Here is a 13,509-nt window from a genome sequence, read left to right on the forward strand (position 1 = left end):
CGCGCCAGCCGACGCTGATCCGACAACGCCACGAATTTTTTGTGATTTAAATGAGAAACGCGCGGTGCCAGCCCGCGCGTTTCCTGTTCTTAAGGTGATCTGGCAACCGTTTCTTACTTGGCCGCCGCGTCGGTGATGTCGTGCGTCCAGGCGCCCGTCGGTTCCTTGCTGATGATCTTCTGATCGAGCAGGGCCTTGGCGGTGCGGTCGTAGAGCGTGGTGTCGAGCTTGCCGGTGCCGTCGCCGATCAGCTTGGCCACTTCGCTCATCATCCGCTTCTGGTGGTTTTCGTCCTGACCGCCGGCATCGACGACGATCTCGGCTGCATCGTCGGGGTTCTCGACGGCGTACTTCCAGCCCTTCATCGAAGCCTTGACGAACTTGGCCATCTTTTCCTTGAAGGCCGGGTCCTTCAGCTTCTCTTCATTGGCGTAGAGGCCGTCCTCGAGCAGGTCGTTGCCCATGGCGGTGTAGTTGAAGACCGTCAGTTCCTCAGGCTTGAAGCCGGCATCGATCGCCTGCCAGTATTCGTTATAGGTCATGACGGAGATGCAATCGGCCTGCTTCTGCAGGAGCGGCTGCACGTCGAAGCTCTGCTTCAGCACGGTCACACCGTCCTTGCCGCCATCGGTCTTCAGGCCGATCTTGTTCATCCAGGCGAAGAACGGATATTCGTTGCCGAAGAACCAGACGCCGAGCGTGTGGCCCTTGAAGTCGGCTTCGGTCTTGATCGGGCCGTCCTTGCGGCAGATCAGTTCCATGCCGGACTTCTGGAAGGGCTGGGCGATGTTGACGAGCGGAACGCCCTTTTCGCGGGCAACCAGCGCGCCGCCCATCCAGTCGACGATCACATCGGCGCCGCCGCCGGCGATCACCTGCTCGGGCGCGATATCAGGCCCACCCGGCTTGATGTCTACGTCGAGGCCTTCTTCCTCGTAGTAACCCTTGTCCTTGGCGACGTAATAGCCGGCGAACTGCGACTGGGCGACCCACTTCAGCTGAAGCGTCACCTTGTCGGCGGCCATCGCGTGGCTTGCCGCCATCGCCATGGCGCTCGCCATCATTGCAAGAACCAGTTTTTTCATTTTCTTGTTCCCTCTTTCTTTTTTACGCCCGACCCCAGTGTCGGGAATAAATGACGCCTAGCCACCACGGATAGACGGATGCCAGAACGTCACCGCCCGCTCAGCGAGGGCGACGACGCCATAGAAGATCGAGCCTGCCAGCGCCGCGACGGCGATTTCGGCCCAGACCATGTCGACATTCATGCGGCCGATCTCGGTGGAGATGCGGAAGCCCATACCGACGATCGGCGTACCGAAGAACTCCGCGACGATGGCACCGATCAGCGCCAGCGTCGAGTTGATCTTCAATGCATTGAAAATGAAAGGCATGGCCGCCGGCAGACGCAGTTTCAGCAGCGTCTGCCAGTAGCTGGAGGCGTAGGTCTGCATCAGGTCGCGCTCCATCGGACCGGATGCGGCGAGGCCGGCGACTGTGTTCACCAGCATCGGGAAGAAGGTCATGATGACGACGACGGCGGCCTTGGACTGCCAATCGAAGCCGAACCACATGACCATGATCGGGGCGACGCCGATCATCGGCAGGGCCGAGACCATGTTGCCGATCGGCAGCAGGCCACGGCGCAGGAAGGCGACGCGATCGGCGAGGATGGCGACGACGAAGCCGGCGCCGCAGCCGATGACATAACCCGCAAGCACGGCCTTGAAGATCGTCTGCCTGACATCATCGCCGAGGATCGGGAGCGACCCGACGATGCGCGCTGCAATGGCGCTCGGCGGCGGCAGGAGGACGAAGGGGATGCCGGCGCCGCGCGTGGCGGTTTCCCAGAGGATGAGGATCCAGGCGCCGAAGATGGCGGGCACCAGGAGCCGCAATGCCGTGTCGTCGGCGCGGGTGTTGGTTCTGATCTCGACGATCTCGCTGACGGTGCGCCAGGCGAGCAACCAGCAGGCCGCCATCAGCAGGAAGAAGGGTTTTGCCGCGTAGCCTTCGTTGCCCGTGAGGCTCGACAGCAGCAGCCATGCGCCACCATGGGCGCCGATGAAGAGCACCGTCGCGCGGCTGGTCTTCGATTGCGGCAGCAGGGAAATGAGGGCGGATGCCGCGATCAGGATGAAGGTGATCGCCGTCAGGCCTGTCGATGGCGGCTTGCCCGAAGTGGCGGAGAACAGCGGCAGCGTTGCCGCGGCCGCGATGGTGAGGAGGAGGGCGACGAGCGCCTGCCAGGACGCGTTCTTCATGCCGACCTCCCGCCCATGGCGCGATCGACGATCCTGGCGGCGATGCTGACGACCATGATCAGGAGTGCCGCCAGCAGCGAGCCGGCGATCAGTGCCGCCCAGATGTCGATGGTCTGGCTGTAATAGGAGCCGGCGAGCAGCTTGGAGCCGATACCGGCCACCGCACCTGTCGGCAGTTCGCCGACGATGGCGCCGACGAGGCTGGCTGCGATCGCCACCTTCATTGAGGTGAAGAGATAGGGCACGGAGGCCGGTACGCGCAGTTTCCAGAAGGTCTGGGCGGGTGAGGAGTTATAGGTGCGCATCAGGTCGAGCAGCATGACCTCGGGCGAGCGCAGGCCTTTCACCATGCCGACGGTGACGGGGAAGAAGGAGAGATAGGTCGAGATCAGCGCCTTGGGGATCAGGCCGGTGATGTTGATGGCGCCCAATACGACGATCACCATCGGTGCGATCGCCAGGATCGGGATGGTCTGCGAGGTGATGATCCATGGCATCAGGCTGCGATCGAGCGCCTTAATGTGGACGATGCCGACGGCGATCAGGATGCCGAGCAGCGTGCCGAGCGTGAAACCCAGCACGGTGGAGGAGAGCGTGACGCCCGAGTGATAGACGAGGCTGCGGTTGCTGGTGAGCTTGCGCAGGAAGGTGTTCTCGAAGACGTTCTGCGCCACTTGGTGCGGCGCGGGCAGGAGGGGTTTGGGCTGCGAGAGGGTTTTCTCGATGAACTCCATCGTCGTGGGAGTCTGGCCGGCGCGGGTGTCCATGTCGCGCTGGAAGGAGGCGTTCATCAGGATGGCCGCGACGTACCAGATGGCGACGAGGGCGGCCAGGATGGTGGTTACGGGGATGATCTTGTCCTTGAGGGTGTCTGGGGTCATGCGGCTTGCCTCGCATTGGCGAGGGTGTGCCGTGAGTTACCCCCCTCTGTCCTGCCGGACATCTCCCCCACAAGGGGGGAGATCGACTCGTGGCCCGTTCTCAGCCAAACAATGAGCGTGGAGCGAGCGGATGCCCCCAGCCAATCTCCCCCCTTGTGGGGGAGATGCCCGGCAGGGCAGAGGGGGGTAGCCACGGAGTGCAAGCCTCTAATGCTCATAACTATGCCCCGCTCTCAGCCCGTCCCGCACGCGGTGGGCGATTTCGAGGAACTCCGGGGTCTCGCGGATGTCGAGCGGGCGTTCGCGGGGAAGCGGCGAGTCGATGATGTCGGTGACGCGGCCGGGGCGGGGGGACATGACGATGATCTTGGTCGAGAGATAGACCGCCTCGGGGATCGAGTGGGTGACGAAGCAGATTGTCTTGTTGGTGCGCGCCCAGAGCTTCAGCAGTTCCTCGTTCAGATGGTCGCGGACGATTTCGTCCAGCGCGCCGAAGGGCTCGTCCATCAGAAGCAGATCGGCGTCGAAGGCGAGCGCGCGGGCGATTGAGGCGCGCTGCTGCATGCCGCCTGACAGTTGCCAGGGAAACTTCTTCTCGAAGCCGGTGAGACCGACGAGATCGAGCGCCTCGGCGATGCGCTTCTGTCGCTCATCGGCCGGATAGTTCATGATTTCGAGCGGCAGCGCGATGTTCTTGTCGATGGTGCGCCAGGGGTAGAGCGCCGGTGCCTGGAAGACGTAGCCGTAGGCGCGGGCCTTGCGGGCTTCCTCGGGCGTCATGCCGTTGACGGTGATATCGCCCGAGGTCTTCTTCTCGAGATCGGCGATGACGCGCAGGAAGGTGGTCTTGCCGCAGCCGGATGGGCCGATGAAGGAGACGAAGTCACCCTTGCGGACATCGAGGTTGACGTTGCTCAGCGCATGCACCGGCGCGTCATTGGCCTGGTAGGTCAGGCAGAGGTTCTTAGCGGATACGACGGAGGCTGCTTGCGTCAATGCGGATCGATCCTGTTTTCCCCGCGCGGCGGCGGTTTGCGTGATATCATGGGCGGCGGTCTTGGCCGCGCCGGCAAGCTTTGAGGAGGACGACGATGGATGCGACATCAAAACCGACCTGCCATATCGTGCGCCCCGACCATTCCTACGACGGAAAGCAGGGGCTGAGCTATTTCCAGGGCATTGCCGCCGAGACGGTCGGCGCCAAGGGTATCTGCATGCATCTTCTCACCATCCCGCCCGGCGTGCGCGCCAAGGCGCATCTGCACGAGGCGCACGAGACGGCGATCTACATGCTGTCGGGCGAGGCCCACACCTGGTACGGCGATGACCTCGAGCACCATGTCATCGTGCATGCCGGCGAGCTGTTCTACATTCCCGCAGGTGTGCCGCACCTGCCGGCCAATCTCAGCAGCACGCCCTGCACGGCGATCATCGCGCGCACCGATCCCAACGAGCAGGAGAGCGTCGTGTTGTTGCCGGAGCTGGATGGGAACGTGCCGGTGTGATGTCACTTGCATAGTGGCAGCGGCCCCCACTTTATACCGGCATCCGACGTGAAGCCGATCGTGTAGCCCTTCGAGCCATAGGTGATCTTTGCCGTGTCCTCGCTTGCCGCTTCTTCGCCTTCGGCCTCGCAGGAGACCTTGGCCGTGAAGTTCTTGCCCTCGGTCTTCAGCACCTTCTCGATGGTGCAGGCGGAGGCCGCCGTGGTGATGGCTTCCGATGTCAGGAGGAAGAAATTTTCCGATCCGGTGGATTCGCCCGACTTGGCGTAGGCGCATCCATCCTTGTTGCCGTAGCTTCCCTTGATCGGCAAGGTGTCGGCGCTTGCCGCGGAGGTCAGCGCGGCCAGCGAAACGAGAGTAAGAACCAGCCTGCCGCGTGCCATCGATCACACCCCGCTTGCCGGAATGCCGGATCGTTCGACCTTGCGCGGCGCGGTGATTTCCTTCCAGGTCGAGAGCGCCTTCGAGACGGCGGTCACCGGCTCGCGTTTGACGAACTCGCCGTGGCCCTCGCGGGTCTTCATCGTCTCTTCCTCGACGACGACAACACCACGGCTCAGCGTGTAGCGCGGCAGGCCTGTGACCTGCTTGCCCTCGAAGACGTTGTAGTCGATCGCGGATTGCTGGGTCTTGGCCGAAATCGTCTTGGAGCGCTTCGGGTCCCAGACCACGAGGTCGGCATCGGCGCCGACGAGGATGGCGCCCTTGCGGGGGTAGATGTTGAGGATCTTGGCGATGTTGGTGGAGGTGACGGCGACGAATTCGTTCATCGTCAGGCGGCCGGTGTTGACGCCGTAGGTCCAGAGCATGGGCATGCGGTCCTGCAGGCCGCCGGTACCGTTGGGGATCTTGGTGAAATCACCGACGCCGTAACGCTTTTGGTCCGTAGTGAAAGCGCAGTGGTCGGTGGCGACGACCTGCAGCGAGCCGGAGGCGAGGCCCGCCCAGAGACTGTCCTGGTGCTGCTTGTTGCGGAAGGGCGGCGACATGACGCGGCGGGCGGCGTGGTCCCAGTCCTTGTCGAAATATTCGGTCTCGTCGAGCGTCAGATGCTGGATCAATGGCTCGCCATAGGCGCGGATGCCCTTCTGGCGCGCGCGGCGGATGGCTTCGTGCGCCTGTTCGCAGGAGGTGTGGACGATATAGACAGGGCAGCCGGCCATATCGGCGATCATGATGGCGCGGTTGGTCGCCTCGCCCTCGACTTCGGCGGGGCGGGAATAGGCGTGGGCCTCGGGGCCGTTATTGCCGTCGGCGAGCAGCTTCGCCGACATGGAGGCGACGACGTCGCCGTTTTCGGCGTGGACAAGCGGCAGCGCGCCAAGCTCGGCGCAGCGCTGGAAGGAAGCGAACATCTCGTCGTCGTTCACCATCAGCGAGCCCTTGTAGGCCATGAAGTGCTTGAAGGTGTTGATGCCCTTGTCCTGAACGATCGTCTTCATCTCGTTGAAGATCTGCTCGCTCCACCAGGTGATCGCCATGTGGAAGGAATAGTCGCAATTGGCGCGGGTGGACTTGTTGTCCCACATGGTGAGCGCTTCGAGCAGCGACTGGCCGGGGGCAGGAAGGGCGAAGTCGACCACCATCGTCGTGCCGCCGGCAAGCGCCGCGCGCGTGCCGCTGTCGAAATCGTCGGAAGAATAGGTGCCCATGAAGGGCATTTCGAGATGGGTGTGCGGATCGATACCGCCTGGCATGATGTAGCAGCCGGTGGCGTCGAGCGTCTCTGTTCCGGAGAGGTTGGGCCCGATCTCGACGATCTTGCCGCCATCGACCTTCACGTCCGCCTTGTAGGTCAGGTCGGCGGTGACGATGGTGCCGTTCTTGATGACTGTGCTCATTGGTCGGGTTCCCTGTTTTTTATAAGACGGGGCACCGTTCACGGTGCCGTCGCGCCGTGTCCAGCAGTCTAATGAATATGAAATACGCCTTCCGGAAAATGCTCGTTGAAGGCTGGCTCAGGTCTCCACGAGGTCGAGCCTGCGCTCGACGCGCTCAAGGCGTTCATCGATGCGATCGACGCGCCGCGAGATGCTCGCATATTGCTGTTCGAGAAAACCAAGCCGCTCCTTGATCTCGATGAGGTCGTCCGAGTGACGATCCTGCGTGGCGCGGATCGCGCGCAGGTGTTCAAGGACGAGGTTTTCTGTAGAGGAAGACATGCAATGGTCTCCGCGAGTTCAGCCGGTATCGAATATAGCGGCTGCATGGTCATCCGACAATCTCCGCCGTCTCCACCACCGCGTGGAACAGCACGTCCGCGCCGGCCGAGGCCCATTCCTTGGAGATCTCCTCCGCCTCGTTGTGGCTGAGGCCGCCGACGCAGGGGCACATGACCATGGTTGCGGGCGCCACCTTGGCGGCCCAGCAGGCGTCGTGGCCGGCGCCGGAGATAATGTTCATGTGGCTGTAGCCGAGCCGGTCGGCGGCGTTGCGGACGGCGTCGACCAGCTTCGGGTCGAAGGTGACGGGGTCGAAATGGCCGACGGCCTCGACCGAGCAGCCGACGCCGAGGGCCTCGCAGATCTTGGCGGCTTCGGCCTCGATCTTTGCGCGCATGCGGTCGAGCTTGGTCTGATCGGGGGTGCGGATGTCGACGGTGAAGACGACCTTGCCCGGCAGGACGTTGCGGGAGTTCGGCGAGAAGAAGACCTGGCCCACGCCGCCGACGGCGCCCGGCTGTTCGCCCATCGCCACACCCTGCACCATTTCCATGATGCGGGACATCGCGAGCCCGGCATTGACGCGCAGGTTCATCGGGGTTGAGCCGGTGTGGGCTTCCCGGCCTGTCAGCGTGAATTCCAGCCACCAGAGGCCCTGGCAGTGGGTGACGACGCCGATCTGCTTGTTTTCGGCTTCGAGGATCGGACCCTGCTCGATGTGATATTCGAAATAGGCGTGCATCTTGCGGGCACCGACCTCTTCCTCGCCCAGCCAGCCGATGCGCTTCAACTCGTCGCCATAGGTCTTGCCCTCGGGGTCCTTGCGGGAATAGGCGTAGTCGATGTCGTGGACGCTGGCGAAGACGCCGGAGGCGAGCATGGCGGGGGCGAAGCGCGCGCCTTCCTCGTTGGCCCAGTTGGTGACGACGATGGGGTGCTTGGTCTTGATGCCCAGATCGTTCATGGTGCGCACGACCTCAAGCGCGGCGAGCACACCGAGCACGCCGTCATACTTGCCGCCGGTCGGCTGTGTATCCAGATGCGAGCCGACATAGACGGGGAGTGCGTCGGGGTCGGTGCCGGGGCGGGTCGCGAACATCGTGCCCATCTTATCGACGCCCATGGTCATGCCGGCTGCATCGCACCATGTCTTGAAGAGGCTGCGGCCTTCGGCATCGGCGTCGGTCAGCGTCTGGCGGTTGTTGCCGCCCGCGATCCCCGGGCCGATCTTCGCCATGTCCATAAGACTGTCCCAGAGACGGTCCCCGTTGACGCGCATGTTCTCGCCTGGTGCTGCCACCATATCCGTATTCCTCACCAGTTTTTGCGGCATGCGTCAGCATGTCCGCTTGTTCCCGGGGCCAATTTCAGCGCCTTTGTTTGTTTTATTGGCGTCTGAAAATCGTCAGTTGCCTTTGATTTGCTTCTGACGGATAATTTGACCGACTGGTAAACATTACAACTTCCGGCGTCGGGCTCAAGGCGAAAATCAGGAAAAATACAGACAAAATTCAGGGCATATGCCCGGTTTTTCGGCAGCGGATCGCCGATTGTTAAAGTTGACTGAAATAGTTGAATTTGAAAGAGAAAAATTAGCGACATGGCGATACCGAGAGCTGCGAAAACACAGCGGCGCACCCGCATCCAGGAGGAGAAAGAAGAACAGATCCTGGAAGCGGCGCTCGATGTGTTTTCGGTGAGCGGTTTTCGCGGATCGACGATCGACCAGATCGCCGAGGTGGCGGGCATGTCGAAGCCCAATCTGCTCTATTACTTCCGCACCAAGGAAGCGATGCACCGGGCGCTGATCGACCGCGTGCTGTTCACCTGGCTCGAGCCGCTGCGCGCTTTCAATGCGCAAGGCAATCCCGAGAGCGAGATCCGCGGCTATATCCGCCGCAAGCTTGAGATGGCGCGGGATTTTCCGCGCGAGAGCCGCCTGTTCGCCAATGAGGTACTGCAGGGCGCGCCGCATATCGAAGACGAGCTGAAGGGGCCGCTGAAGGAACTGGTCGACGAGAAGGCCGCGGTCATCCGCGCCTGGGCCAAGGCCGGCAAGATCGTCAAGTGCGATCCCTACCACCTGATCTTCTCGATCTGGTCGACGACACAGCACTACGCCGACTTCGACGTGCAGGTGCGCGCCGTGCTCGGGCAGGGGCAATCCGGCGAGGGGCGGTTCGAGGACGCGGCGCGTTTTCTCGAACAGCTCTTCGTGGATGGTCTCAGTGTGCGGACCAACCAGCCTGCGTCATGATTTGGCGATCGGCGCGATGCGCGACAGGGCGCTTGCGACGCTTTCTATCGTATAAGGCTTCTGCAGCAGGTTGGCACCGAGGGCGCCATAGGCCTGCGATACTCCTTCGCCATAACCCGTTGCCAGGATCAACGGCACGCCCTTCGCGGCCAGCCTTTCGGCCACGGCGATGCTCGTTTCCTCACCGAGATGGACGTCCAGAACGGCCAGGTCGAATTTGCGGTTGTCGATGACCGCCAAGGCGTTCGAGACATTCGGCGCAAGCGATACGCTATGGGCGCCGAGCTGCAGGAAGATGTCCTCTCCATCCATGGCGATGATGAGATTGTCCTCGACGAGCAGGATGTCGAGCCCATCCAGTGGCCGATCCTTGATCGTCTCCAGAATGGCCTTGGCCGATTGCAGCGATTGTTCCGGCAGCAGAGAGACCGCGCCATCGGCGAAGGTCGCGAACTTCTCGGGGATCAGGAAATGCGCCTCAAGGCCTTCAGGCTCGTAGCGTACATCCGCCTGGCCGCCGAGCTCATAGGGGATCGAGCGGCGAATGATCGTGGTGCCGAAGCCCTGGCGGGTCGGCTGCTTGACGGGCGGGCCATCGCTTTCGCGCCAGTGGATGACGAGATTGCCGGCGTCGTCCTTGTGCCAATCGACCCCGACGGTGCCGCTGTCGCAGAGGCTGCCGTATTTGGCGCTGTTGGTCACGAGTTCGTGGAAGACCAGCGCCGAGATGGAGAATGCCTGCGGCGCGAGCAGCACTTCCGGCCCGTTCATGATGATGCGCGCGGCATTCGGGCCGAGATAGGCGGCGGCTTCGGCCTGGAGCAGGGCGCGCAGCGGCGCCGGCGCCCAGTGGTCGCGGGTGATCTGGTCGTGCGCGCGCGACAGCGCCTGAACGCGGCCTTCGAGATGGCCGATGAACTCGTCGGTGCTGTCCGTCGTGCCGCGTGACTGGCGGATCAGGCCGCTGATGAGGCTCAATATGTTGCGCACGCGGTGGTTCAGCTCGGCGATCAGCAGTTCCTGCCGTTCGTTGGCCTGCTGGCGCACGGCGTTGGCTTCATCGGTCAGCCGCAGCACGACCTCGATCAGCGTGACGCGAATGGTTTCGGCAACGCGGCGTTCGGCGGCGGAGAAGGGCTGCGAGTGCTGGCGCACCAGCTCGGACCAGGTCTCGAAACTCTTGCGCGGCGTCAGGCGCGGACCGTTCGGGCCGTATTCGACGGGCTTGTGCGGATCGCCCGCCCAGCGCACGGAGCGCACGATTTCCTGGCGGAACAGAACCACGTAGTCGCGCGGCGAGCGCGAGATCGGAATGGCGATCAGCCCGGCCACGATGTCGCCGGACATCGTCCCCGGCCATGTCTCGGCGATGCTGTCGGTCGAAAACACGCGGCCGGCCGAGTTGCGGTTGAGGACACGGACGAGCTCGCCGAATTCGGCCTGCGACGGCGTGATGCCGTTCAGCGCCGAGCGGCCGTTGATCCATACGCCGATGCCATCGGCCGGGATCGCGTCGGCCAGCGCATCGATCAGCCAGGAGGGATCGTCGAGCAGGCTGGCATTGTCGGCGACCGAGGTCAGCAGCCGGTCGGCGATCTGGCGGGCCTTGGTTTCGAACTCGAGCGCAAGCCGCCGCTCGCGGCTCTCCAGCCTTGAGGCAAACATCTGGCCGAACAGCTCCGATGTCGTGCGGCGCTCGAAGGAGGGTAGGCGGGCGGAATAGTGATGGCAGGCAAACAGGCCCCAGAGCTTGCCGTCGACGACGATCGAGATCGACAGCGAGGCACCGACGCCCATGTTTTTCAGATACTCTATGTGGATGGGTGACACCGAGCGCAGGATCGACATGGAGAGATCGAGCGACCGCCCATGCGCATCGATCTCAGGCACAAGCGGCACGTTGACTGCGTCGATGTCGGCGATGATGCGGAAGAGATTGCGGGTGTAGAGCGCACGCGCCTGCACGGGAATGTCGGAGGCCGGGTAATGCAGGCCAAGGAACGAGCCGATGCCGGCGCGCGCGGCTTCCGCCACCACTTCGCCGGCGCCGCTTTCATCGAAGCGGTAGACCATGACGCGGTCGAAGCCGGTGAGCGCGCGGGCCTGGCGGGCGCCTTCGCGGAAGAAGGCCTCCAGCGTTTCGGCCTGGTCGAGACGGCCCATCATGCTGCGGATCGACACCGGCGAGCCGCCTTGCGCGCCCTCCTGCGAGGGCTCGGCCTCGATCACCACCTGCTCGTCGCTCATGTGGATGGCGATGTCGAAGAGCGGGCCGCCTTCGGAAAGCTCGATGCCGAAGAGGCGCTCCACCACGTCGGGGCCGCGCATGATGCTCAGCCGGTTGCGCAGCGTGTGCATGGTCTTGCCGCTGATGACGCGCGACACGGGCTGGCCGATGATCTCATCGCAGGCGATGCCGACGAAATGTTCGAGATTGGCGGAGGCGCGCGCCACCATCCAGTCCGATGACACGACCAGCAGAAAGCCGAAAGGCTGGATGGCGCCGAGACGATGGATGGGTTCGCGGTCGCAATTGGTAAGGTCGACCTTGCCGAAATTCTCGCTCGAATTCTCGCTCACGATGGACCATGCTCCCGATCATGCGGGGCAGCGTCTGCCATCGGGCGAACTGGAAAAACGTCTGCCGCTGCGTGGCAATCGCTGGTGTGGGCGCGAAGCGCGCTGCAAGGGGGCATGCTGTGGGATTTCCAGTTTTCGGTTCGGGACGCGAGATAGATCTCTAATGAGCAGGATTGAAAATATGCGTCAAGCCATCCGGATTTCCACCCGCCGGGCCGGAAATTTCACTGCATCAAGGACTTCGCCTGCTTGCGCGCGGTTTTCTGCCTGATCTCGTAGACCTGCCGGACCTCATGTCTTCGCTGGTCTCGCCTGTCGTCCGAGGGGATTTCCGAGAGCCAGGCGATGGCTATTTCCATGAACGCGCCATCGGCGGGGATGAGGAGGTCGGTCTCATCGAGCTGCTTGCGGATGCAGCCGCGATCAAAGGCAATCACGTCGTTTCCGGCCGCCTTTGCCTCGAAGACGACCAGGGGCTGGGCCTCGTTGGCGTAGGTCGTCGGGAAGACGAAGACGTCGATATCGCGGTAGAACTTCGCCTTGTCGTCGCCAAGCACGCGGCCGCGATAATCGAGCGCGCCCGCGAATTCATTCAGCGCCGCGTCGATCATGGCGCGGTCGGTGCTGTCAGTCGCCGGGCCGGCGAGGATGGCGCGGATCGGCAAGCCCTGCAGGATCGCCTGACGCAGCAGATCGAGAAACGTCTCTAGCCCCTTGGCCCGGCTGAGGTTGCTGAGCATGCCGATCGTCAGTGGGCGGGCGGGGATAACCGCGTCCTCGCTTTGCGGGGGCACGAAGGCGGCGTTGGAGATGATGGCGGTGTGCAGGCGCCGGTCATAGGCGTCGGTGAAGCGGTCGCGCATCATGCCGCAGAGAAAGACATGGGTGAGGTCGGGAGCGGCGAGCGCCAGGATGGCGCGCATGGTCAAGCTCGGCTGGTCGATGTAGCGAAAGCTGTGGTGATGAAGGTAGGTCGGGTAGGCGAAGAGCCGAGCGAACGCCACCAGCATCAGCGTATAGAGCTGGCCGAAGCCGCCGTCGCAGGCGAGGTAGCAGGCCTTGTCGGCATGGCCGCGCTCGCGTGCAAGGCTGGCGAGCGCGGCGAAGACCCTGATTGCCTTCGCCGGATGCCGCCAGAGGCGGGAACCGCCTGCCGGTGGCAAGAGGTTGCTGGTGACGACGGTATGGTCTTCCGAGAGCAGCTCCACCATCGCCGCGGTGGCGAAGGAAAAGCCGTGAAGCGGCGGCGGCAGCGGGCCGATGGCAACGATATGACGGGTCATGCGGGCCACCTCTCCAGCCTGCGATGACTATGCGCGCCGGCGCGGAAAATTCAATCTCCCCGTTCGGCGCATATGCCCGCCGTTATGCTGTAGCGTTGGACGATCCGGTTTCGAAATCGAAGCCTTCGTCCGCCCAGCCGGTCATGCCGCCGATCATTACCTTGACCCGGTAGCCGAGCGTGGCGAGGCGAAGGGCCGCCTTGTCGGTGCCGTTGCAATGTGGGCCGGCGCAATAGACGACGAAGAGCGTGCCCGATGGCCACGCGGACATGCGGTGCGTGGTCATCTTGCCGTGCGGCAGGTTCTGGGCGCCGGGCACATGCGACAGGGCGAACATGGCGGGAGAGCGGACGTCGAGGAGGACGAAGTCGATGCGCCCTGATGCAAGCGAGGCGTGAACGTCCCAGCAATCGGTCTCGAAGGCGAGCTTGCGGGCATAGTAGGCGGCGATTGCCTCCGGTGCCGCGGCCGGAGTTTCGGCGACGTAGCTTGGTGTCGCGGCTTGGGTTGCGGGCTGTGGTTCGAGGATCATGTCGGTCATAGGGTCTCCTGTCGTTGCTGTTGCCGCAGAAGATGC

At 63.4% G+C, this 13,509-nt stretch carries 14 protein-coding genes; 2 read left to right on the top strand and 12 right to left on the bottom strand.

Translation table 11 applies throughout. The features are described 5' to 3' along the window. Window positions 1–113: 113 nt before the first annotated feature. The 4 genes from ACCD05_RS23115 to ACCD05_RS23130 form a co-directional block, all read right to left on the bottom strand. A complete protein-coding gene (locus ACCD05_RS23115) occupies window positions 114–1,085 on the bottom strand; it encodes an ABC transporter substrate-binding protein (protein WP_413395596.1) in 972 nt (323 codons plus the stop codon). A gap of 57 nt (window positions 1,086–1,142) precedes the next feature. Then, window positions 1,143–2,264: an ABC transporter permease gene (locus ACCD05_RS23120; protein WP_413395598.1), complete on the bottom strand. Its 1,122-nt coding sequence runs from the start codon at window positions 2,262–2,264 to the stop codon at window positions 1,143–1,145. Further along, window positions 2,261–3,145 carry an ABC transporter permease gene (locus ACCD05_RS23125; RefSeq protein WP_413395600.1) on the bottom strand — a complete coding sequence of 295 codons (885 nt, stop codon included), beginning with the start codon at window positions 3,143–3,145 and terminating at the stop codon, window positions 2,261–2,263. Before ACCD05_RS23125 ends, ACCD05_RS23120 begins: the two co-directional genes overlap by 4 nt. 207 nt (window positions 3,146–3,352) lie before the next feature. Continuing rightward, window positions 3,353–4,141, bottom strand: coding sequence for an ABC transporter ATP-binding protein (locus ACCD05_RS23130; protein ID WP_413395650.1), 789 nt, complete (start codon window positions 4,139–4,141; stop codon window positions 3,353–3,355). A gap of 95 nt (window positions 4,142–4,236) precedes the next feature. On the opposite strand from ACCD05_RS23130, the gene ACCD05_RS23135 reads away from it, so the two are divergent. After that, window positions 4,237–4,650: a cupin domain-containing protein gene (locus tag ACCD05_RS23135; RefSeq protein WP_047514486.1), complete on the top strand. Its 414-nt coding sequence runs from the start codon at window positions 4,237–4,239 to the stop codon at window positions 4,648–4,650. Between the two features lie 2 nt (window positions 4,651–4,652). Here ACCD05_RS23135 and ACCD05_RS23140 read toward each other — a convergent pair whose 3' ends face one another. From ACCD05_RS23140 to ACCD05_RS23160, 5 genes are all read right to left on the bottom strand, one after another. Next, a complete protein-coding gene (locus tag ACCD05_RS23140; protein ID WP_413395603.1) occupies window positions 4,653–5,033 on the bottom strand; it encodes a hypothetical protein in 381 nt (126 codons plus the stop codon). Window positions 5,034–5,036: 3 nt separating this feature from the next. Next, window positions 5,037–6,491: a dihydropyrimidinase gene (gene hydA / locus ACCD05_RS23145; protein ID WP_413395605.1), complete on the bottom strand. Its 1,455-nt coding sequence runs from the start codon at window positions 6,489–6,491 to the stop codon at window positions 5,037–5,039. A 117-nt stretch (window positions 6,492–6,608) separates the two neighbouring features. Then, complete coding sequence (locus ACCD05_RS23150; RefSeq protein WP_018897120.1) at window positions 6,609–6,812, bottom strand: hypothetical protein; 204 nt, start codon at window positions 6,810–6,812, stop codon at window positions 6,609–6,611. A 49-nt stretch (window positions 6,813–6,861) separates the two neighbouring features. Next, a complete protein-coding gene (locus ACCD05_RS23155) occupies window positions 6,862–8,115 on the bottom strand; it encodes a Zn-dependent hydrolase (RefSeq protein ID WP_413395608.1) in 1,254 nt (417 codons plus the stop codon). Window positions 8,116–8,126: 11 nt separating this feature from the next. After that, the gene (locus ACCD05_RS23160; RefSeq protein ID WP_413395610.1) at window positions 8,127–8,414 is read right to left on the bottom strand and encodes a hypothetical protein; all 288 of its coding nucleotides are present in this window, start codon (window positions 8,412–8,414) and stop codon (window positions 8,127–8,129) included. On the opposite strand from ACCD05_RS23160, the gene ACCD05_RS23165 reads away from it, so the two are divergent. Next, a complete protein-coding gene (locus ACCD05_RS23165; RefSeq protein WP_018897122.1) occupies window positions 8,413–9,069 on the top strand; it encodes a TetR family transcriptional regulator C-terminal domain-containing protein in 657 nt (218 codons plus the stop codon). The genes ACCD05_RS23160 and ACCD05_RS23165 overlap by 2 nt on opposite strands. Here the strand turns inward: ACCD05_RS23165 and ACCD05_RS23170 are convergent. The 3 genes from ACCD05_RS23170 to ACCD05_RS23180 form a co-directional block, all read right to left on the bottom strand. Beyond that, entirely contained in the window at window positions 9,064–11,649 is a 2,586-nt protein-coding gene (locus ACCD05_RS23170) for an HWE histidine kinase domain-containing protein (protein ID WP_112980387.1), read from the bottom strand. The genes ACCD05_RS23165 and ACCD05_RS23170 overlap by 6 nt on opposite strands. Before the next feature lie 224 nt (window positions 11,650–11,873). Further along, entirely contained in the window at window positions 11,874–12,932 is a 1,059-nt protein-coding gene (locus tag ACCD05_RS23175; RefSeq protein WP_413395612.1) for a glycosyltransferase family 4 protein, read from the bottom strand. A gap of 82 nt (window positions 12,933–13,014) precedes the next feature. After that, entirely contained in the window at window positions 13,015–13,464 is a 450-nt protein-coding gene (locus ACCD05_RS23180) for a rhodanese-like domain-containing protein (protein WP_413395652.1), read from the bottom strand. Window positions 13,465–13,509: the final 45 nt, after the last annotated feature.

The organism is Rhizobium sp. Rhizsp42, assembly GCF_047304155.1.
In the GTDB taxonomy this organism is placed as follows: Bacteria; Pseudomonadota; Alphaproteobacteria; order Rhizobiales; family Rhizobiaceae; genus Rhizobium.